Here is a 21,017-nt window from a genome sequence, read left to right on the forward strand (position 1 = left end):
CTCACGCCGCGCGACCCAGGCTCACCAATCCTTCGTTGAGCATGGCGGCGACATAGGCGTCGGTCTTGCTGCGCAGGTGCGCTTCCATCAGCGTGCGCAGGCGCTTTCCATCGCGCCGGCGCAGCAGCGCGAGCATTTCCGCATGTTCATCGACGGCCTGACGCCAGCGCTCGGGCGTGGGCGTCAATCGTTCGCGCACATGCCGCAGGCGGGCGTTGAGATTGTGGAAATACTCGGCCAGCGGGCCGTTGTCCGCCATGCGCAAAATGCTCAGGTGGATCTGCTGATTCAGGGCGAAGTAGGCGGCGTGGTCGGCGCGGGCGTACGCCGATTCCATGTCGGCTTGCAGCTGCGTGAGGGCGTCAAGATCGGCCTCCGACGCTTTTTCGCACGCCTGCTCGCCCGAGAGACCTTCGAGTACCGCCATCACGGCCAGCAGATTCACGACTTCGTCGACACTCACACGCGCCACGCGTGCCCGGCGCGTTTCCGAGATTTCCACCAACCCTTCGTTCGCCAGTCGCTTAAGCGCTTCGCGCAGCGGCGTGCGTGAGACAGCCAGCGCATCGCATAGCGCGCGTTCCGAGAGGGGCGCTCCGGGACGAAGCTCGCCGCGCACGATGCGCGCCTTGAGCGCTTCGTAAGCGGCGGCGTTCAGCGAGGCGGACGTGCTCATGCGTAATGACCGTGAAAATGGAATGCCAATTTTGATGGGGATGTCATCCGTCGTCAATCGACAATGCGAAATTTTCTCGCGCTAACCCTTATTTTTTTGATTTTCGCTTGCCAATTGCATATCGAAGATCTTATCGTTTTCGAAAATTGGTATACCAAAAATAGAAGCCGGGCGACATCGGGTGCGCGCTGGCGTTGGAAGGAGGCTGTGTGACATCGACCGTTCTGACCGAGCGACACGGCGCTATCGCGCTGGTCACGCTCAATCGTCCTGAGAAGCTCAACGCGTTGACCAAGCCCATGTGGCAGGCCTTGGGCGACACCATCCTGGCGTTGTCCGAGACGCCCGACGTGCGCTGCATCGTGCTGCGTGGGGCGGGCGAGAAGTCGTTCGCGCCGGGCAACGACATTGCGGAGTTCGAGACCGATCGCGCCAACGTGGAGCAAGCGCGCACCTATGGCGCGCTCATGCATCGCACGCTTGACGCGTTGACTCGATGCCCCGTGCCGCTTGTCGCGATGATTCACGGCATTTGCGTTGGCGGTGGCATGGAGATCGCGGCGGCCTGCGACGTGCGCATCTGCGGCGAATCGAGCCGCTTCGGTGCGCCGATCAACAAGCTGGGCCTGGTGATGGCGCATGCGGAGCTGTCGGGGCTCGTGCGGCTGCTCGGCCCCGCGCGGGCGCTCGAGATCCTGCTTGAAGGCCGCATCTTCGACGCGCAGGAGGCGTTGCGCATCGGGCTCGTCACCCGCGTGGTGGCCGATGGCGACGTCACGCGCGACGCCCTCGAGAGTGCGGCGCGCATCGCGGCCGGCGCGCCGCTGGTCGCGCGTTGGCACAAGCGCTTCGTGCGCGAACTGGCCAGCGGCCAGCCGCTCGGCGCCGCGCAGATCGACGAAGGTTTCGCGTGCTTCGGCACCGCCGATTTCCAGACGGGCTATCGCGCCTTTCTCGCGAAGACGACACCGATTTTCGAGGGGCGCTGACATGACCGATACCATCCAACCGGCTCGCGGGCCGTTGCAGGGCGTCAAGGTGATCGAGCTGTCGCACATCATGTCCGGCCCGGTGTGCGGCATGATGCTGGCCGACATGGGCGCCGACGTCATCAAGGTCGAGAAGCTGGACGGCGACGACGCCCGGCGCTTCGCCCCGATCCTCCCGCACGGCGAATCGGCATCGTTCATGATGCTCAATCGCAACAAGCGCGGCATTGCGCTCAATCTCAAGACGGCGGGCGGCTGTGCGGTGTTGCGCGAGATGCTGGCGAGTGCCGACGTCGTCACCGAGAACTATCGCAAGGGAACGATGGAGAAACTCGGCCTCGGCTACGAGACATTGCGCGCGGCCAACCCGGGCCTCATCTACTGCGCGATTTCCGGCTACGGGCGCACCGGCCCCTACGCCGACAAAGGCGGCTTCGATCTGATCGCGCAGGGGCTCTCCGGCCTGATGAGCGTGACGGGCGAGCCAGGGCAGGCGCCCATCAAGGCGGGTTCGCCGATTGCCGATATCAACGCGGGCATTCTGGCGGCACTCGGCATCTCGGCGGCGTATGCGCATCGATTGCGCACGGGCCAAGGGCAGATCGTCGACACGTCGTTGCTCGAAGCGGGATTTCAGCAGATGTACTGGGCGGCGGCCAACTACTTCGCGAGCGGCGAGAATCCGCCGAAACTCGGCTCCGCGAATCCGACGAGCACCCCTTATCAGGCGTTTCGCACGCAAGACGGCTGGATCAATATCGGCGCGGCCAATCAGGCGAACTACGAGCGGCTGCTGCAGGTGCTCGATGCGCCCGAGATCGCCGGCGATCCTCGCTTTGCCACCAACGCCGGACGCACCGCGCATCGTGCCGAACTCGTCGAGCGGCTCACGGCGTACCTGATGCGCGACACCACCCATCACTGGGTCGAACGGCTCGACGCCGCGGGCTTGCCGGTCGGCCCGGTGCTGCCGATCTCCGAAGCGGTGACGCACCCGCAGATCGTCGCGCGCGAGATGGTGGTGGAAACGGTGCATCCGCTGGACGGCCCCACACGCAGCATCGGTCTGCCGATTCGCTTCTCCGAGACGCCGAAGTGCACGGGCGGCCCCGCGCCGCGGCTTGGCGAACATTCGCGAGCGGTGTTGGCGGAGTACGGCTTCGACGCGACGCGGATTCGCGAGTTGATCGCACAGGGAGCGGTGCACGTGCTGGACGAGGCGGCCCACGTGAGCGCATGACGTACGTCGCGCGCCGACGGTGCGGATTCCCCGCGTCTTGACGCGCTGCCGAGAACTTCCCTCCCGGTGGCCGGTCGGTTTTTAGATTGGCGCACGACAGGCCACCGATCAATCCGACCCGACGCCCGACGTCGACAGGAGGGAGTGCATGACTTTTGGCAACAACTTCGGCAATCACAACGGCCCGTCATGGGGCCGGTGGTCGCGCCTGGACCACGCGCGTACCATAGGGCTTCACTCGCTTGCGTTCCCTGGTCTGACGACGGGCGCGACGTTCCTCTTTCCTTCGCGAGGTGAGCATGCCGGCCCGTATTGAAGATTACGCAATGATTGGCGATTGCCGAAGCGCTGCGCTCGTCGCGCGCGACGGTTCGATCGACTGGCTCTGCTGGCCGTATTTTGATTCGCCGGCGTGTTTCGCGGCGTTGCTTGGCGGCCCGGAGCATGGCCGATGGAAGCTCGCGCCAGAGGACCCCCACGTGAGCAGTACGCGTCGCTATCACGACGACACGCTCATTCTTGAGACCCGTTTCGAGACGGTGGAGGGCTGCGTCGCCGTGATCGACTTCATGCCGTTGCGCGACGGCGCCGCCGATCTCGTGCGGCTGGTCAAGGGCATCCACGGTCGGGTGACGATGTCGATGGAGTTGATCCTGCGCTTCGACTATGGGGCGTCGGTGCCGTGGTCGCGTCCGCTTGACGGCGAGGATGCCACCGGGCCGGGCGTGCGGCTGATCGCCGGCCCCGACAAGGTCGTATTGCGCACCCCCATCGAGATTCAGGATGTGCCCGGCAGTCTGCGTGCGCGCTTCGACGTGACGGCCGGCGACACCGTGCCGTTCGTGCTCTCGCGCGTGCCGTCGCATCATGCCGATCCGCGCGAGATCGATCCGCTTGCCGCGCTCGCCGATACCGAGCGCTACTGGCGCGCCTGGGCTCACCGCTGTCAGCTCGACGGCCGTTGGGCCGACGCGATTCGCCGCTCGCTCATTGTGCTCAAGGCGCTCACGTTCGTGCCGACGGGCGGTGTGGTGGCCGCCCCGACGACGTCGCTGCCCGAACAGCTAGGCGGTGAGCGCAACTGGGACTATCGCTACTGCTGGTTGCGCGATGCCACGCTGACGTTGCAGGCGCTCATGCTCGGCGGTTACTACACCGAGGCGAACGACTGGAGCCATTGGCTGGTGCGCGCCGTGGCCGGCGCGCCGTCGCAGGTGCAGATCATGTATGGACTCTCGGGCGAGCGGCGTCTGCCGGAGTGGGAAGTCGATTGGCTGCCTGGCTACGAAGGCGCGAAGCCCGTGCGCGTGGGCAATGGCGCGGTCGGACAGTTGCAGCTCGATGTCTATGGCGAGGTGATGGACGCATTGCACCAGGCGCGTCTGGGCGGATTGACGCCGGATGATGCCACGTGGGAGGTGCAGACCAAGCTCGTGGCGCATCTCGAGACCGTCTGGCGACAGCCGGATGAGGGCATCTGGGAAGTGCGCGGCGGACGCCAGCACTTCACCTACTCGAAGGTGATGGCCTGGGTTGCGTTCGACCGGGCGATCAAGTCGGCCGAGCGTTTCGGTTTGCCGGGGCCGATCGATCATTGGCGCGACTTGTGCCGCGAGATTCACGCGGACGTCTGCGCGCACGGCTTCGACAAGGGACGCAATGCGTTCATGCAGGCGTATGGCACGTCCGAGATGGATGCGAGTGTGCTGATGATTCCACTCGTGGGCTTCCTGCCGGCGGATGATCCTCGTGTGATCGGCACCATCGAAGCGGTCGAGCGCGATCTCATGCACGATGGGCTGGTGCAGCGCTATCGCACGAGCCGCGTCGATGATGGGCTGCCGGCGGGCGAGGGGGCGTTTCTCGCATGCAGCTTCTGGATGGTCGATTGCCTGGTGATGATCGGGCGTCACCACGATGCCTGCATCTTGTTCGAGCGGCTGCTGTCGTTGCGCAACGACGTCGGCCTGCTGGCCGAGGAGTACGACACGCACCATGCGCGTCAGGTCGGCAACTTCCCGCAGGCGTTCTCGCATATCGCGCTCGTGCACGCGGCGATTCGCCTCGAGGCGCTGGCCGACGACGATCGTGCGCACGATGCAGAAAACAGCGCGTCGTTGAGCGCGGTGGATGACGGCGATGTCGACGACGAAGCCCGTTTCGAGCATGTCGGTTATCGAGCGGTCAGGGCGTGAGGCGGTGGGGCGGATGACTATCGGTACGCGCGTCAATATGACCGCCTGAGCCTTGCGCATTGCATCGCCGGCGCGGGGCGCTCACCGCCCTCCGGAAAAATCGGCCTCGGTGAGCCTTGTCAAAGCGCGCTAGAATTCTGCTTCTGCTTAATTCCTTCCGGAGACCGGGCGGGCCGCCGTGTTTCGTCCCCACGCCGCATGACGCAAGACAAGACACTCACCGCGCTGCTTTGGATCGTGGCGGCCGGTTTTTTCATGCAGGCGCTCGATACCACCATCGTCAATACGGCGCTGCCCGCGATGGCGGCGAGCCTTGGCGAGAACCCACTGCGCATGCAGCCCGTGGTGGTCGCCTACTCCCTGACGATGGCCATGCTCACCCCGGCGTCGGGCTGGCTGGCGGACCGGTTCGGCACGCGCCGCGTCTACTTTGTTGCGATTCTGCTGTTCGTACTCGGTTCGATCTGCTGCGCGATGGCGCACACGATGTCGCAACTGGTGCTCGCGCGCGTGTTGCAGGGCGCGGGCGGCTCGATGCTGCTGCCGATCGGACGGCTTGCGGTGCTGCGCACCTTCCCCGCAGGGCAGTACCTCGCGGCGCTCGCCTTCGTGTCGATTGCCGGACAGGTCGGTCCGATGATCGGCCCGGTGCTGGGCGGCTGGCTCGTGCAAGTTAGCTCGTGGCATTGGATTTTCCTGATCAACGTGCCGATCGGCATGGTCGGCTGTTTGGCCGTGAGGCACTATTTGCCGCGCCCAACATGCGACGAGGTGATTGACGCCGGCTTCGACTGGGTGGGCTTCGCGCTGCTCTCGATGGCGATGGTGTCGTTTACGCTGGCGCTCGATCACCCATACTCCGACAAGGGGTGGGGGGTGTCGGTGGCGCTGGCGCTGCTTTGTATCGTCACCGCGCTGGGCTATTGGCCATATGCCCGGCGTCGCGCCGCGCCGCTGTTCCCGCTCGAACTCTTCGCGACGCGTAGTTTCCGGCTCGGGCTGCTGGGTAATCTGGTCGCGCGAATTGGCAGCAGCGCCGTGCCTTTCCTGCTGCCGTTGCTGCTTCAGGTGGCCATGGGATACAGCCCGCTCGCCTCGGGCCTGATGATGTTGCCGGTCGCGCTGGCGGGGGTGGTGGTCAAGCGCATGGTCACGCCGCTGGTGGAACGCTACGGCTACACGCGCTTTCTGATGGTCAACACGGCGGTGCTCGGTGGCGCCATCGCGAGCTTTTCGCTGTTCGGCCCGGGGTGGCCGATGTGGCTTGGACTGGCGCAACTGGCAATCTTTGGCGGCGCGAACTCGATGCAGTTCGCCGCGATGAACAGCGTCACGCTCAAGGATCTCGGCACGCGTCGCGCGAGCTCGGGCAATGGCCTGTTCTCGATGGCGCAGATGCTGGCGCTGGGACTGGGCGTGACCATCGGCGGCCAGTTGCTGGCGCTGTTCGGTCAATTTGCCGGGCAGGCGGGTGAGGGGGGGATGGGCGGCACGGTGGCGGGCTTTCGCCTGACCTTCGTTTGCGTCGGGCTGATTACGCTCGCGTCGGCGCTCATTTTCCGCCGCGTGGAAGATCCGGCGGCGGGGGCCGCGCAAGACGACAGCGAGACGCGACCCGCGTCTGCCACCGATCTCAGGCGCTGAGCGCGCGACTTACTGCATTTTCCGGTGCACGTTTCCAATCGGCCAGCGGGGCAAACGCCTTGTCGGCCGGAATCGTTTCCAGGCGCTGGCTGCGGCAGTGTTCAGTGCTCGCAGTGCGGTGCGGTGCCCTGCGCACTGGTGGCAATGGCGTTGCCGATGCTCAGCGCCAGGCGGCCGACGAGCTGGCGCTGCGCCGCGACAATGCCATCGATGCCCCCCGTGCCGCCCGCATCCGCCGAGGCGGGGGCGGTGCCGGAGAAGCGGCAAGTGAGCACGACATCGCCCGGCACGCGGCGAACGCTCCACACGGCGGCCAATGCGGCCTGCGCGCCCGGCACGGACTCGAAGCGCTGCACCGACGTCGAGACGCGGTACACGGTCAGGCCGTCGGCGCGGGGCAGGCCGTACACGTCCATCGCGCCGAGATGCTGCGTGAGCTTGCGCGAGATCGTCGACGTCAGCTCGGTCTTGAGCGGCGCGGCCCAGCGCGATTCCTCCAGAATGTCGACGCGACCACCGCCGCGCGTGACGACGATCTGCGGCCGGTCGACCTGCTCAGGCACGGCGACCGGCGCGACTTCAACCGCATAGCGCGCCGCCGGTACGTTGGCGTCACTCGTGGCGGCGCTGCCCGCGGACGTTCCCGTGTCGTCGGTCAGTGTGTAGAACCGCGACGGCGGCGACGCGCACCCCGCGAGCGTCAGGGTGAGGGCGGCCAGCACGGCGCCGGCCATCGGCGTCGCGCGGCGGCGCTGGCTACGGGGCATCGGGGGCGGCATCGTCATGGTTGCGGATCCTTGGGTTTGCCGCGCAGCAGCGCCTCGGGGTGCTGCTGCAGATAATCAGCCAGCGTGCCCAGCGAGCGCAGGGTCTTCGTCAGTTCCTGCATGGCCTGACGAACGTCCTGTTGCACCGGGGCGTCTTCGGAGAGGGTGCGCTCGGCGGCACCGAAGCTCTTCTTCGCTTCGCTCAGCGTGGCTTTCGCTTCGGGCGCGATCTCGCCGTCGAGCTGGCGGAACAGGCCCTGCGCGCTGTCGAGCGTCTTGTCGAGCTTGCGCAGCGACGCATCGAGATTCTGACCAATGCTGTCGAACGGAATCTTGTCGAGCTTGCTCGCGATGTCGGCAATCTGGACCTGCAACTGGTCGAGCGTATTGGGCACGGTCGGCATGACAACCACGTTGTCGACTTCCACGGCGTGGGCGGGCTTGGCGTTCGGGAAGAAGTCGAGTGCGACGTACAACTGGCCCGTCAGCAGGTTGCCGGTGCGCAACTGACCGCGCAGGCCGCGCGCGACGAGCGAATTCAGAATCTGGCGACTGGCGAGTTCGTCCGGTGGCAGGTTGTTCTTCGGGTCGCGGCGGCGCAGACGATCCGGATAGACTTCGACCGTCACCGGCATGTTGATCTGCTTGGTTGCCTGATCGAATTCCACGCCGATCGACGTGACCTCACCCAGCGTGATACCGCGGAAATCCACCGGTGCGCCCACCGCCAGGCCCCGCAGCGACTGCTGGAAGCGGAACACGACCGTCATCGGGTGGGTGTCGGGGGCCTTCATGGCGGTGGTTTCGTCAGGCGCCAGGCGGAATTCCTGGCCCGCTTTGGCCATCACGCCCGCCCCGGATTCGTTCGGCGCCTGGAACGCGATGCCGCCGATGACCACCGACGCCAGCGATTGTGTATTGACCTGAAAGCCGCTCGAATCGAGCCGCAGGTCGATGCCGCTCGCATGCCAGAAGCGCGTGTTGGAGCCGACATACTGGTCATAGGGGGCCTGAACGAACACGCGCAGCGTGACGCCCTTGCCATCCGGATCGAGCGAGTAGGCTTCGACCTGACCGACCTGGATACGCCGGTAATAGATCGGTGAGCCGATGTCGAGCGAGCCGATGTCCGCCGCATGCAGCACGAAGGGCTTGCCCGGCTGGCCGCTGGAGACGACCGGCGGCACTTCGAGGCCCACGAAATGCTCCGACGATTCCTTCGACTTGCCGGCGTCGGCGCCGATATAAGCGCCCGAGAGCAGCGTGGACAGACCCGAGACGCTGCCGCCGGCCACGCGCGGTCGCACCACCCACCAACGCGAATCCTTGACCGCGAACCGCTTGGCATTCTGCGTGAGGTCGACGCTCACGCGCACGTGCGACAGGTCGTCGGACAGCTCGATGTTCTTGACGGTGCCGATATCGACTTCCTTGTACTTGACCTTCGTCTTCCCGGCTTCGAGGCCTTCGGCCGTCTTGAAGTCGATGACGACGCTGGGGCCCCGCTCGATGATCGCCTTGGCGACGAGCGACAGGCCGATCACGGCAGCCACCAGCGGAATGAGCCAGACGAGCGACGGCGCCCAGCGTTTGCGCGGCTCGATGACCGGCGTGGGCAGCTCGCCGGCGCCGGGCGGCGGCGCGGCGTTGGGGGCTTGCGGATCTTTCGGGTCAGTCATGATCGTCCTGTTCGGTATCGTCGTCGCGGATCTGATCCCAGATCAACCGAGGGTCGAACTGCATCGAGGCAAGCATCGTGAGCACGACCACCGCGCCGAACGCCACGATGCCGGGACCGGCCTGGATCACGGCCAGCGACTGAATGTTCACGAGCGCGACCATCAGCGCGACGACGAAGACATCGAGCATCGACCAGCGGCCGATGAACTCGATCATGTGGTAAAGCCTGGTGCGTTGATGCGGATTCCAGCGCGCGCCGCGCTGCGCGGTCAGGCACAGCAGCGACAGCGCAATGAGCTTGAGCATCGGCACGAGAATGCTGGCCGTGAAGACGACGATGGCCAGGTCGTATTCACCGTTGATCCAGAAATAGATCACGCCGCTCATGATCGTGTCGCTGGAATTGCCGAGCAGCGAGCGCGTCTGCATCATCGGCAGGACGTTGGCGGGAATGTACAGGATCGCGGCGGCGATCAGCAAGGCCCAGGTGCGCGCCAGACTGTCGATCTTGCGTTGATGCAGGGCCGCCCCGCAACGCGGGCAACGCGACGTCTCGAGCGTGCTGACGTGGCGCGAGAGCCGTCCGCACGCCGTGCACGCGACCAGTCCGGCGTCTTTGGCGGTGAGGTATTTCATCGCGGCACCGTGCGCGACGGCGAGGCGTCGGGCGCGTCCGCATCCGGTGTGTGGTCGATCACGAGCCAGAGATTGCGCAGGTCGTAAGACAACACCATCGCCAGCAACACCGTGAGCGCACCGAAGGCCCATAACGCGATGCCGGGCAACACGCTGGCCATGGACGAGAGTTTGACCACAGACACCAGCACGCCCAGCATGAACACTTCGATCATGCCCCAGGGGCGGCAGAACTCGATGGCGCGCATCACGTGAAAGACGGCGTACGGCCGTCGCCCGACCGAGAGCGGGCCGATCAGATGGACCAGCGCGAGCAATTGCGAGAGCGGCGAGAGCACGGTGGTCGTAAACACCAGCAAGGCGACAAGCCACATGCCTTCGCGGTACAGGGCCCAGGCGGCGCCGATGAGCGTGGTGCGCGTGTAGATGCCCTGCACCTCGATCTCGACGATGGGAAATGCGTTCGCGATGGCGAACACGATCAGGCAAGTCAGGGTGAGCGCCAGCACGCGCGACAGGCGCAGGTCGGGGGCGCGGTAAAGCACCGAGTGACAGCGCACGCAGCGGGCCGCCACGCGCGGGGGCACGTCCGTGCGACGGTGCAGCGTGTCGCAGTTGGGGCATGCCATCAGGGTCGTCACGTCATCTTCAGGGGGCAAAGGGTTCATTCCCGGGGACGGTGACCAAAGTGACGCTCAGAATACCAAAATGTTGAGGAAGTTCCAGCATTGTGCGCTGCGGTGCAGCATTCGGCATGGTTTGTGCTAAGTCACGGAAAAGCGTGATTCTTTGCTCTATACTCAACGGACTCCCGCAAAGTTTTCGAAAATTTGAGGAGATTTCCCCCATGCTGAATATGTCGAGGCGCCAGTTCCTGAAAGTGAGTGGCGCGACGTTGGCCGGGTCCAGCCTGGCAATGCTCGGGTTCGCGCCCGATGCGGCACTGGCGGAAGTCCGCCAGTTCAAGCTGGCGCGAGCGACGGAAACCCGCAACACCTGTCCGTACTGTTCCGTGGCCTGTGGCCTGCTGATGTATAGCTATGGCGACGGGGCGAAAAACGCGCGGAAGAGTATTTTCCACATTGAAGGCGACCCCGACCATCCGGTCAATCGCGGCACGTTGTGTCCGAAGGGGGCAAGCCTCATCGACTTCATCCACAGCCCGAACCGCCTCACGCATCCCGAATACCGCAAGCCGGGGTCGGACAAGTGGGAGCGAATCTCGTGGGACGACGCGCTCGATCGCATCGCCAAGCTGATGAAGGACGACCGCGATGCCAACTTCGTCGAGAAGACGGACGACGGTCTGACGGTCAACCGCTGGGTCACGACGGGCATGTTGGCGGCGTCGGCGTCGAGCAACGAAGTCGGCTATATCACGCACAAAGTCATCCGCAGTACCGGGATGCTGGGATTCGACAACCAGGCACGTGTCTGACACGGCCCGACGGTGGCAGGTCTTGCCCCGACGTTTGGCCGTGGTGCGATGACGAACCATTGGGTCGACATCAAGAACGCGGATCTGGTCCTCATCATGGGCGGCAATGCCGCCGAGGCGCACCCGTGCGGTTTCAAATGGGTGACCGAGGCGAAGGCGCACAACAACGCGCGCCTGATCGTGGTCGACCCGCGCTTCAACCGTTCGGCCTCGGTCGCGGATGTCTATGCCCCGATCCGCTCCGGCACGGATATCGTCTTCCTCGGCGGGCTGATTCATTACCTGCTCACGAACGACAAGATCCAGCACGAGTACGTCAAGAACTACACCGACTTCACGTTCCTCGTGAAAGACGAATTCGCGTTCGAGGACGGTATTTATTCCGGTTACAACGCCGAGAAGCGCACTTACGACCGCAGTACCTGGGACTACCAGAAGGGCGCGGACGGGTACGTCATGACGGATCCGACGCTGCAACACCCGCGCACGGTGTTCCAGTTGATGAAGCAGCATTACTCGCGTTACACGCTCGAGATGGTCGAGCGCGTGTGCGGCACGCCGGCCGACAAGATCCAGCAGGTCTACCAGTTGATCGCCGAGTGTTCCACCCCGACGCGCACGATGACCATCATGTACGCGCTGGGCTGGACGCAGCATTCGATCGGCTCGCAGATGATCCGCACCGGCGCGATGGTGCAACTGCTGCTGGGCGATATCGGCGTGGCCGGTGGCGGCATGAACGCGCTGCGCGGTCACTCGAACATCCAGGGGCTGACCGATCTCGGGTTGATGACCGACTTGCTGCCGGGCTACATGACGTTGCCCAAGCAGGCTGAGCAGACCGCCGAACAGTACCTGACGGCGCGCACGCAAAAGCCGCTGCGTCCGAACCAGCTCAGCTACTGGCAGAACTATCCGAAGTTCTATGTGAGCCTGATGAAGGCGTGGTGGGGTGACGCGGCCACGGCCGAGAACCACTGGGCCTACGACTATCTGCCCAAGCTCGACAAGCCTTACGACCTGCTGCAGGTGCTCGAGCTGATGAACCAGGGCAAGATGAGCGGCTACCTGGCGCAGGGGTTCAATCCGCTCGCGGCGGCACCGGGCAAGTTCAAGTGGGATCAGGCGCTCGCCAAGCTCAAGTTCCTCGTCGTCATGGATCCGCTGGCGACGGAAACGTCAGAGTTCTGGAAAAATTTCGGCGAGCACAACAACGTCGATTCCAGCAAGATCCAGACGGAAGTGTTCCGCCTGCCGACGACTTGCTTCGCCGAGGAAGACGGCGCGCTGGTCAATTCGGGGCGCTGGCTGCAATGGCACTGGAAGGGGGCCGAGCCGCCGGGCGAAGCGCGCACGGACATCGAGATCATGACGGGACTGTTCCTGCGCCTGCGCGAGATGTACAAGACGCAGGGCGGCAAATTTCCCGATCCGATCGTCAACCTGTCGTGGCCGTACGCCCAGCCGGAGAGCCCGTCGCCCGAAGAACTCGCCAAGGAGTACAACGGCCGTGCGCTCAAGGACATCGTCGACCCGAAGGATCCGAGCAAGGTCACCCGCAAGGCTGGCGAGCAACTGGCGGGATTCGCCGAACTAAAGGACGACGGCAGTACGCTGTCGGGCTGCTGGATCTTCGCCGGCGCGTGGACGCAGGCGGGGAACCAGATGGCACGACGCGACAACAGCGATCCGACCGGCATCGGGCAGACGCTGAACTGGGCGTGGTCGTGGCCGGCAAACCGTCGGATTCTATACAACCGCGCCTCGTCCGACCTTGCGGGCAAGCCGTTCAATCCGAAGCACAAGCTGGTGTGGTGGAACGGCAAGGTGTGGACCGGGGCGGACGTGCCGGACTTCAAGATCGACGAGGATCCGGCCAGCGGCATGAATCCGTTCATCATGCTCCCCGAGGGCGTGGCGCGCTTCTTCGCGAAGGGGGCCATGGCCGAGGGGCCGTTCCCTGAGCATTACGAGCCGTTCGAGACGCCGCTGGGCTATAACCCGTTGCATCCGAAGCAACCGAAGGCCACGAGCAACCCGGGCGCCCGCGTGTTCCCGGACGACCTGGCCGTGATGGGCACGGCCGACAAATTCCCCTATGTGGCGACGACGTATCGTCTGACCGAGCACTTCCACTACTGGACCAAGCACGCGCTGCTCAATTCGATCATCCAGCCCGAGCAATTCGTCGAGATCGGCGAAGCGCTCGCGAAGGAGATCGGTGTGGTGGCGGGCGACACGGTTAAGGTCTCGTCCAACCGCGGCTTCATCAAGGCCCGGGCGGTCGTGACCAAGCGCATTCGTGCGCTCAAGGTGGACGGCAAGACGATTCACCACGTGGGCATTCCGATTCACTGGGGCTTCAAGGGGCTGACCAAACCCGGGTTCCTCGCGAATACGCTGACGCCGATCGTGGGCGATGGCAATTCGCAGACGCCCGAGTTCAAGTCGTTCCTGGTGAAAGTCGAGAAGGCATAAGGGGGCGCCATGGCATTGCAATCACTGGATATCAAACGGCGCTCGGCCACCACGCTGCCGTCGCCCTCGGTGCGCGAGTCGCATACGGGGGACGTCGCCAAGCTGATCGATACGTCGAAATGCATCGGCTGCAAGGCCTGCCAGACGGCGTGCATGGAGTGGAACGATCTGCGCGACGAGGTCGGCACGAACGTCGGCGTGTACGACAACCCGGCAGACCTGACGGCGGAGTCATGGACGCTCATGCGCTTCACCGAGTACGAGAACCCGAAGGGCGACCTGGAATGGCTGATCCGCAAGGACGGCTGCATGCATTGCGAGGACCCGGGCTGCCTGAAGGCGTGCCCGTCGCCGGGCGCCATCGTGCAATACGCCAACGGCATCGTCGACTTCCATGAAGAGGCGTGCATCGGCTGCGGGTACTGCATCACGGGGTGCCCGTTCAACATCCCGCGCATTTCCCAGAAGGATCACAAGGCCTACAAGTGCACCTTGTGTTCAGACCGCGTATCGGTGGGGCTGGAGCCGGCGTGCGTGAAGACGTGTCCGACCGGTGCGATCCTGTTCGGCACCAAGGACGACATGAAGGACCAGGCGGCCGAGCGTATCGAAGACCTGAAGTCGCGCGGTTTCGAGAACGCCGGGCTGTACGATCCGGCGGGAGTGGGCGGCACGCACGTGATGTATGTGCTGCATCATGCCGACAAGCCGTCGCTGTATCACGGTCTGCCGGACGATCCGCGCATCAGTCCGATGGTGACGTTCTGGAAGGGGATCGCCAAGCCGCTGGGCGTCGCCGCCATGGCACTGACGGCACTGGCCGGCTTCTTCCACTACATCAAGACCGGTCCGAACGAAACGACCGAGGACGATGAAGCGCAGGCCCGCCGGTACGATGCGTCCCGCAAGGGGCCCGGTTCCGATGGCCAGCAGGGTGCCGCCACGCACGAGGAGGTCTGACCATGTCGAACGAACGCAGTGATCGTCAGGCGGGCAAGGACGATCTGATCGAGCGCTACACCGCCGGGCAGCGCATCAACCACTGGATTGTCGCGGGCACGTTCATCCTGCTTGCGTTGTCCGGGCTGGCGCTGTTCCATCCGTCGATGTTCTGGCTGGCCACGCTGTTCGGGGGCGGATCGTGGACGCGGATTTTGCATCCCTTTGTCGGGGTGGTGATGTTCGTCACCTTCGTGTGCCTCGCACTGCGGCTGGCGCGCGACAACAGGTTCGAGTCGCGCGACGCCGAGTGGATGAAGAAGATCGGCGACGTGCTGGGCAATCGCGAAGAGAAGCTACCGGAAGTCGGGCGCTACAACGCCGGACAGAAGCTGCTTTTCTACGTGATGGTGTTGTGCATGATCGGGCTGTTGCTCTCGGGCATCGTGATCTGGCGCGCCTACTTCGCGCTTTACTTCCCGATCGGGGTGATACGCCTGGCTTCCGATGTGCACGCGGTGTGTGCATTCGTGTTGATTTGCGGCATCATAACGCACATCTATGCCGCGATCTGGATCAAGGGTTCCGTACGCGCGATGACGCGCGGCACCGTCACCCGCGGCTGGGCGTGGAAGCACCATCGCGCCTGGTACAAGCAGCTCAACAAATGAGTCCGGCCCCGGTGGCCGGACGCTCTTACGAGGCCGGCTACCTTGCAACGCATCCTTGAACCCGGACAGATCGAATCGCTCGATCGCACTGCCATTCCCCGTCTACGCATGCCGCAACGCGCCGAAGTCTTCTCGGCGCGTGCGGCACGTCTGCGTCAATTGGCCGACGGCCACCCACTCGGCGACTACCTGCGGCTCATGGCCTCGCTCGTCGACGCGCAGCAGCGTGTGCTCGATACCTTTCAGGCCGAGCGTCCGTCAGCCGAGTCGATCGAGCAGGCCCAACTGCACTGCATGCCGCTCGTGCCCGCGAGCGGGGGATACGACGCCGGCCGGTGGCAGCCGTTGCTCATGCGCTTGCTCGATGCCATGTCGGCACAGCCGGAACTGCCCGCGCCGGTGCGCGCGGTGTTCGAGCGCGTTCGCGTCGCCAGTCCTGCCTCGCTGGATGCGGCGGCGCAGGCGTTGCTCGCCGGGCATGGCAAGGGGGTCGATGCGGCGAGCGCACCGTTCCTGATGGCGGCGCTGCAAGTGCTCTGGACAGGCGTGGCGAGCACATTCGAAGCGGGCGAAGTGCCGATGCTCGACGTCCCCAATGTCTGTCCCATGTGCGGCACGCTGCCGGTGGCGAGCGTTGTTCGCATCGGCGGGGCGCACGAGGGCTACCGGTATCTCGCGTGTGGGCTGTGCTCGACCGAATGGCACATGGTTCGCGTGAAGTGCACGCATTGCGAAGCGAGCCAGCATGTCGCGTATCACGTGCTCGACAAGACCGGCGACGCGGCGACCTCGGGCGCGGACCTGCGGGCAGCCCATGCCGAGGGGGGGGTCGCCAGGGGCGCCGACGGGCGTCCGGCGCTCGACGACGCGGCCAAACGCGTGGCGTCCTCTCCGATCCGGGCGGAGTCGTGCGACGACTGCCATAGCTATCGAAAGATCTTCTATCAGGACAAGGATCCGTTCGTGGAACCGGTGGCCGACGATCTTGCGAGCCTCGCCCTCGACGTCTTGATGGGCGAGGCGGGGTACGCGCGCGCCAACGGCAATCCGTTGCTCTGGCAGAACGCCGAAACGGCTTAAGGGAATGCGGGGGGGGCGGATGGCCGAGCACGATCTTGGGTTTGCGGGTGCGGCGGATCTCCCGTCGCTCGACCGGCTGCTGGGGATGCCCGACTTCCAGGCGGCGTTGGCCGAATTCGGCCGCACGCAGGTCACCGACGCGTTGCGCCATGATCTCGACGCGTGCCGCGCCGCCGCCCTTGCAGGCACGCTCACACACGACACGCTGGCCCCGGCCGCCTTCGGGGCGCGCGTGACGTGCGCGCTGACCGAGCGCAATTGCGCGACGTTGCGTCCGGTCTTCAATCTCACCGGCACGGTGCTGCACACGAACCTGGGGCGGGCGTTGCTGCCCGAGGTTGCCGTGGAAGCGGTGATGCAAGCGCTGAGCGCGCCGGCCAACCTCGAATTCGATCTGGCGACGGGCGGGCGCGGCGACCGCGACGACCTCGTCGCGCCCTTGCTGTGCGAATTGACGGGCGGCGAAGCGGCAACGGTGGTCAACAACAACGCGGCGGCGGTGCTGCTGATGCTGGCGACGCTGGCCAAGCGTCGCGACGTCGTGGTCTCGCGCGGTGAGCTGGTGGAGATCGGCGGCGCGTTTCGCATTCCCGACATCATGACGCACGCGGGCGCCAGGCTCGTCGAAGTGGGCACGACCAACCGTACGCATGCGGCCGACTATCGCAATGCCATCGGCGAGAAGACGGCATTGCTGATGAAGGTTCATTGCAGCAATTACGCGGTCACGGGCTTTACCAAGAGTGTCGACGTCGCGGAGGTCGTGCAGATTGCCAAGCCGCACGGCGTGCCGGTGGCGGTCGATCTCGGTAGCGGCACGCTGACGCCACTGGAGCGATGGGGGCTGCCGCACGAGACCACCGTGCAGGAGACGATTGCCGCCGGGGCCGACCTCGTGACGTTCTCCGGTGACAAGCTGCTGGGCGGTCCGCAAGCGGGGATGATCGTTGGGCGCAAGGACCTCATCGCAAAGATCAAAAAACATCCGCTCAAGCGTGCGCTGCGCGTGGGCAAGCTCACGCTCGCAGCCCTGGAGCCGGTGCTACGTCTGTATCGCGATCCCGATCACCTGGCCGAGCGGCTCACCACATTGCGCTTGCTCACGCGAGCACGCGCCGACATGATGGTGCAGGCGCAGCGTCTGGCGCCGGCGCTCGCGCAGTCGCTGGGCGAAGCCTATACCGTGAGCGCCGCGCCGATGGTGAGCCAGATCGGCAGCGGCGCGCTACCGGTCGAGCAGCTCCCGAGTTATGGCCTGGCGATCGCGCCGGCCGGTGGCGGCAAACGCGGCAGCGGACGTGCGCTGGCGGCACTCGAAACCGCGTTGCGCGCACTGCCGTATCCGGTGATCGGCCGAATTGCCGATCAGACGTTATGGCTCGATCTGCGATGTCTCGAAGCGGCTGACGAAGCGCGTCTGGCGCTGCAATTCTCGGAGCTGCGCGCATGATCGTGGGCACCGCGGGTCACATCGACCATGGCAAGACGAGTCTCGTTCGCGCGTTAACGGGGGTCGACACCGATCGTCTGAAAGAAGAAAAGGCGCGCGGCATTTCCATCGAATTGGGTTACGCCTACACCCCGTTGCCGGATGGCGAGGTGTTGGGATTCATCGATGTTCCCGGCCATGAAAAACTGATTCACACGATGGCGGCCGGTGCCGTCGGCATTGATTTCGCGCTGCTCGTGATTGCGGCGGACGACGGCATCATGCCGCAGACGCGCGAGCATCTCGCCATTCTGTCGATGCTGGGTGTGCGGCGGGGCGTGGTCGCGCTGTCGAAAGCGGATCGCGTCGATGCGGCGCGGCTGGCCGCTGTGACCCAGGCGATTTCGCAATGGCTCGCGAACACGCCGTTCACCCAGGTGGACATCATGCCGGTGTCCGCGACGACGCCGGGCGACCCGGGCGTGGCGGCGCTGCGGGAGCAGCTCACGCATGCGGCGCAGGCATTGCACACGTCCGGCAATGCGACGCGTCGCGACGACGCGTTGTTTCGTCTCGCCGTCGATCGTGTCTTCACGCTGGCGGGCCATGGTACGGTCGTGACCGGTACGGCGTTCGCAGGCACGGTGCACGTGGGGGATCACCTCATGGTGATGCCGCAGGGATTGCCGGTGCGGGTGCGCAGCGTGCATGCGCAGAACCGGCCGGTGGACGCCGGACGCGCCGGGGAGCGTTGTGCGCTGAATCTGGTGGGGGTTGAGCGCGACCAGCTTCGGCGGGGCAACTGGATCGCGGCGGCGGGATTGCCGGGGCCGTCGACACATGTGGATGTGGAACTGCACTGGCTGGAAGGCAGTGCGCCACTCACGCAATGGTTTCCGCTGCATGTGCATTTGGGCACGACGCATGGGCAGGCGCGCACGGTACTGCTGGAAGGGGACACGCTGGCCCCCGGTGGGACGATGCGCGTGCAATGGGTCTTCGAGACGCCGGTGTGCACGATGCCGGGCGACCGTTTCATCGTGCGCAATCCGCAGGCGACGGCAACGGTTGGCGGCGGGCGGGTACTCGACCCGGCGGCACCGGCACGCAAACGTCGTTCGGCGACGCGATTGGCGTGGCTCGACGCCGTGGCGCGCGCGCTCGACGGCGACGGACTGGACGCGGTGCTCGCGCAGTCCGCGTTTGGCTTGACGAGTGCGCAAGTCGTGGCGCTCACGGGGTTGCCGGCGGGCCAGTGGCAGTGGCCGGCGAGTGCGGAGGTGCTGGCGGGGGCAGAGGGCGAATCGCTCGGGTTTGCCCCGCAGGCGTGGGAGGCCGTGCGCACGCGCGTGCTCGACGTGCTGCGCGACTATCACGTGCGCCTGCCGGACGAGCCGGGACTCGATGCCGCGCGGCTGGGCCGCATGACATGGCCGTCGCTGGACGCGTGGCGTTGGCGCGTCGTCGTGCAAGCCATGTTGCGCGACGGAGCGCTGGCGCGTACCGGCGCGTGGTGGCATCTGCCGACGCACCGTGTGGAAATGACGGATGAGGAGACGGTGTTGGCTGACGCGTTGCTGCCGCTGGTGGAGCAGGGGCGTTTCGATCCGCCGTGGGTGCGGGATATGGGGCGTACGCTGAATGTGCCGGAAGAGCGGGTGCGCGTGGTGTTGCGCAAGCTGGCGAGACAGGGGCGGGTGCATCAGATCGTGAAGGATCTGTTCTACGACGACGCGTGTGTCCAGACGCTTGCCGGTATGATCGCCGACGCGGGGGCCAAGGTGGAAGCCGGCGCGTTTCGCGACGCGACGGGCCTGGGGCGCAAGCGTGCGATCCAGATTCTGGAGTTCTTCGATCGTGCGGGATATACTCGCCGCGTTGGCGATTGGCATGTGCGGCGCCCCGGGGCGGAATGGGGCACCGCGTAGGGTAGTCGGGATACCGAACTCAGGTGATTCAAGCGATGCCAGAGCGCCTGCATGACGATCTAGTCAGTCACACTACGTTATCCGAAGGAAGGCATCCGTATCCGGTGATGCGGCCGGGCTTCAAACCCGGTTGGGGGCGTCAGCCGCTCCCAGGTAGGTTCGACTCCTGCTGCCTTCCGCCACAAGGCTTTGGCGGATTTTGGTTACCCTGAATTTTGCCAAGCTTTTTTCCGCAAACTTTGACTTGTTCCGCGAAATACATTTCGTTGGCTTCACTTTGGTGCCACGGCGATTGCGCACATAGTGCTCTGTCATCGTAACTGACGTGTGTTCGAGTTGTTTCTGCGCTTGGCGGATGTCGCCAGTTGTGTCCGTCTTGTCGGTGCCGGCCTTCGCTCGCAAACTTCGCATCTGAAATGCGTCGTCAGCCACTCTTGCCGCGCGTCGGGCATGTCGAAAGCGCCGCTGCAGGGTGTCGAGCGTCATGGATCGACCCCGCTCATCTACGATGAGGGCAGTGCTGACAACCATGTAGGTACGCTTTCTTCGATGAATACCCTCGATGACACGGGCAAGTTCTCCGACGACTGCTATGCGTAGCTTTATTTTCGTTTTCCCCTGTTGAAACTTGAGATCACCGGCGGCGCTCGGATGTCGCTCGTCGAATTTGAGTGCGTCTTGCGGCCGCTGCCCCGTCAGATACATCGGATCCATGGCGTCTCTCGTTGCGGTGTCAGCGACTTCGTAGACCGCCGCGAATACGTCGTCTTCAACGTAGATGTCGCGGCCAGTCTCGCGATTCATCTTCACGCCCATGCATGGGTTCGCGGCTTTTGTCAGTCCGGCTTCGCGAGCGTAAGTGAATGCGTGGCTTAGGGCCTCAATATCTCTGTTTGCCCGAACGTATCCCGTATCTGTGGGCGCGACCTCTTTCCGCGATCGGTACCAGGCGACGGACCGCTTGTGTCGCCAGTACATGTATTGCTTGACATGGACAGGCTCAATTTCGTCAAGCGGGGCATCCTCTCCGAAGAACTCGTAAAGCAACGCGATTTGGTCGAGATTGTCTTTCTGGCCCTGACCGCGAGGACGAAATCGGTTCCCAAGGGCATCGCTTTCCTGGGCTTGCCTCCAATATCGTAGAAGTCGTACGTTTTCGATCCCCGATGTCGAGCCCGCATTTTGGGCGGTAAGTTTCTGTTTCTACTCGGCTTGCGTCCCATCGCG

General features: G+C 64.9%; 15 protein-coding genes, 1 tRNA gene and 1 pseudogene. 11 read left to right on the plus strand and 6 right to left on the minus strand.

Annotated elements, in window-relative coordinates:
- Position 1: 1 nt before the first annotated feature.
- A complete protein-coding gene (locus PEP31012_RS10925) occupies positions 2-676 on the minus strand; it encodes a GntR family transcriptional regulator (RefSeq protein ID WP_130025396.1) in 675 nt (224 codons plus the stop codon).
- 209 nt (positions 677-885) lie between these two features.
- On the opposite strand from PEP31012_RS10925, the gene PEP31012_RS10930 reads away from it, so the two are divergent.
- The 4 genes from PEP31012_RS10930 to mdtD all read left to right on the plus strand — a co-directional run bounded on the left by PEP31012_RS10930 (position 886) and on the right by mdtD (position 6,744).
- Positions 886-1,665, plus strand: a complete 780-nt coding sequence (locus PEP31012_RS10930; RefSeq protein WP_150589379.1) for an enoyl-CoA hydratase/isomerase family protein — start codon at positions 886-888, stop codon at positions 1,663-1,665.
- 1 nt (position 1,666) lies between these two features.
- Positions 1,667-2,905, plus strand: coding sequence for a CaiB/BaiF CoA transferase family protein (locus PEP31012_RS10935; protein WP_150589380.1), 1,239 nt, complete (start codon positions 1,667-1,669; stop codon positions 2,903-2,905).
- Positions 2,906-3,204: 299 nt separating this feature from the next.
- The gene (locus tag PEP31012_RS10940) at positions 3,205-5,100 is read left to right on the plus strand and encodes a glycoside hydrolase family 15 protein (RefSeq protein WP_150589381.1); all 1,896 of its coding nucleotides are present in this window, start codon (positions 3,205-3,207) and stop codon (positions 5,098-5,100) included.
- Positions 5,101-5,298: 198 nt separating this feature from the next.
- Complete coding sequence (gene mdtD, locus PEP31012_RS10945; RefSeq protein ID WP_246171244.1) at positions 5,299-6,744, plus strand: multidrug transporter subunit MdtD; 1,446 nt, start codon at positions 5,299-5,301, stop codon at positions 6,742-6,744.
- A 101-nt stretch (positions 6,745-6,845) separates the two neighbouring features.
- On the opposite strand, the gene PEP31012_RS10950 is transcribed toward mdtD, so the two are convergent.
- Genes PEP31012_RS10950 through PEP31012_RS10965 form a run of 4 tightly spaced genes read right to left on the minus strand, consistent with a single transcriptional unit; the run spans position 6,846 to position 10,468 of the window.
- A complete protein-coding gene (locus PEP31012_RS10950) occupies positions 6,846-7,529 on the minus strand; it encodes a PqiC family protein (RefSeq protein WP_150589383.1) in 684 nt (227 codons plus the stop codon).
- Positions 7,526-9,190 (minus strand): PqiB family protein, encoded by a 1,665-nt coding sequence (locus PEP31012_RS10955; protein ID WP_150589384.1) that lies wholly within the window; start codon positions 9,188-9,190, stop codon positions 7,526-7,528. The genes PEP31012_RS10950 and PEP31012_RS10955 overlap by 4 nt, the downstream gene beginning before the upstream one ends.
- Positions 9,183-9,827 carry a paraquat-inducible protein A gene (locus PEP31012_RS10960; protein ID WP_150589385.1) on the minus strand — a complete coding sequence of 215 codons (645 nt, stop codon included), beginning with the start codon at positions 9,825-9,827 and terminating at the stop codon, positions 9,183-9,185. Before PEP31012_RS10960 ends, PEP31012_RS10955 begins: the two co-directional genes overlap by 8 nt.
- Positions 9,824-10,468 carry a paraquat-inducible protein A gene (locus tag PEP31012_RS10965; protein ID WP_246171245.1) on the minus strand — a complete coding sequence of 215 codons (645 nt, stop codon included), beginning with the start codon at positions 10,466-10,468 and terminating at the stop codon, positions 9,824-9,826. Before PEP31012_RS10965 ends, PEP31012_RS10960 begins: the two co-directional genes overlap by 4 nt.
- A 206-nt stretch (positions 10,469-10,674) precedes the next feature.
- On the opposite strand from PEP31012_RS10965, the gene fdnG reads away from it, so the two are divergent.
- The 7 genes from fdnG (at position 10,675) to PEP31012_RS11000 (ending at position 19,972) form a co-directional block, all read left to right on the plus strand.
- Positions 10,675-13,743, plus strand: coding sequence for a formate dehydrogenase-N subunit alpha (gene fdnG, locus PEP31012_RS10970; protein WP_150589386.1), 3,069 nt, complete (start codon positions 10,675-10,677; stop codon positions 13,741-13,743).
- A 9-nt stretch (positions 13,744-13,752) separates the two neighbouring features.
- Positions 13,753-14,703, plus strand: coding sequence for a formate dehydrogenase subunit beta (gene fdxH / locus PEP31012_RS10975; protein ID WP_150589387.1), 951 nt, complete (start codon positions 13,753-13,755; stop codon positions 14,701-14,703).
- Positions 14,704-14,705: 2 nt separating this feature from the next.
- Positions 14,706-15,353: a formate dehydrogenase subunit gamma gene (locus PEP31012_RS10980; RefSeq protein WP_150589388.1), complete on the plus strand. Its 648-nt coding sequence runs from the start codon at positions 14,706-14,708 to the stop codon at positions 15,351-15,353.
- A gap of 51 nt (positions 15,354-15,404) precedes the next feature.
- Entirely contained in the window at positions 15,405-16,433 is a 1,029-nt protein-coding gene (gene fdhE / locus PEP31012_RS10985; protein WP_150589667.1) for a formate dehydrogenase accessory protein FdhE, read from the plus strand.
- 19 nt (positions 16,434-16,452) lie between these two features.
- On the plus strand, positions 16,453-17,883 hold the full coding sequence (gene selA, locus PEP31012_RS10990) for an L-seryl-tRNA(Sec) selenium transferase (protein ID WP_150589389.1): 1,431 nt from the start codon (positions 16,453-16,455) through the stop codon (positions 17,881-17,883).
- A complete protein-coding gene (gene selB, locus PEP31012_RS10995) occupies positions 17,880-19,790 on the plus strand; it encodes a selenocysteine-specific translation elongation factor (RefSeq protein WP_150589390.1) in 1,911 nt (636 codons plus the stop codon). Before selA ends, selB begins: the two co-directional genes overlap by 4 nt.
- Before the next feature lie 86 nt (positions 19,791-19,876).
- Positions 19,877-19,972: transfer RNA gene (locus PEP31012_RS11000), tRNA-Sec, on the plus strand.
- A 166-nt stretch (positions 19,973-20,138) separates the two neighbouring features.
- Here the strand turns inward: PEP31012_RS11000 and PEP31012_RS24210 are convergent.
- Positions 20,139-20,768, minus strand: a pseudogene (locus tag PEP31012_RS24210) (site-specific integrase); the annotation flags it as partial.
- Between the last annotated feature and the right edge of the window lie 249 nt (positions 20,769-21,017).

Origin of the sequence: Pandoraea eparura (genome assembly GCF_902459725.1) — a bacterium.
GTDB lineage: Bacteria > Pseudomonadota > Gammaproteobacteria > Burkholderiales > Burkholderiaceae > Pandoraea > Pandoraea eparura.

Bases quoted from the DNA above. Each gene is read 5' to 3' on its own strand.
- PEP31012_RS10950 (WP_150589383.1), bottom strand. From the start codon at position 7,529: ATGACGATGCCGCCCCCGATGCCCCGTAGCCAGCGCCGCCGCGCGACG.
- PEP31012_RS10980 (WP_150589388.1), top strand. From the start codon at position 14,706: ATGTCGAACGAACGCAGTGATCGTCAGGCGGGCAAGGACGATCTGATC.
- fdxH (WP_150589387.1), top strand. From the start codon at position 13,753: ATGGCATTGCAATCACTGGATATCAAACGGCGCTCGGCCACCACGCTG.
- PEP31012_RS10960 (WP_150589385.1), bottom strand. From the start codon at position 9,827: ATGAAATACCTCACCGCCAAAGACGCCGGACTGGTCGCGTGCACGGCG.
- PEP31012_RS10940 (WP_150589381.1), top strand. From the start codon at position 3,205: ATGCCGGCCCGTATTGAAGATTACGCAATGATTGGCGATTGCCGAAGC.
- PEP31012_RS10935 (WP_150589380.1), top strand. From the start codon at position 1,667: ATGACCGATACCATCCAACCGGCTCGCGGGCCGTTGCAGGGCGTCAAG.
- PEP31012_RS10955 (WP_150589384.1), bottom strand. From the start codon at position 9,190: ATGACTGACCCGAAAGATCCGCAAGCCCCCAACGCCGCGCCGCCGCCC.
- mdtD (WP_246171244.1), top strand. From the start codon at position 5,299: ATGACGCAAGACAAGACACTCACCGCGCTGCTTTGGATCGTGGCGGCC.
- selA (WP_150589389.1), top strand. From the start codon at position 16,453: ATGGCCGAGCACGATCTTGGGTTTGCGGGTGCGGCGGATCTCCCGTCG.
- PEP31012_RS10925 (WP_130025396.1), bottom strand. From the start codon at position 676: ATGAGCACGTCCGCCTCGCTGAACGCCGCCGCTTACGAAGCGCTCAAG.
- selB (WP_150589390.1), top strand. From the start codon at position 17,880: ATGATCGTGGGCACCGCGGGTCACATCGACCATGGCAAGACGAGTCTC.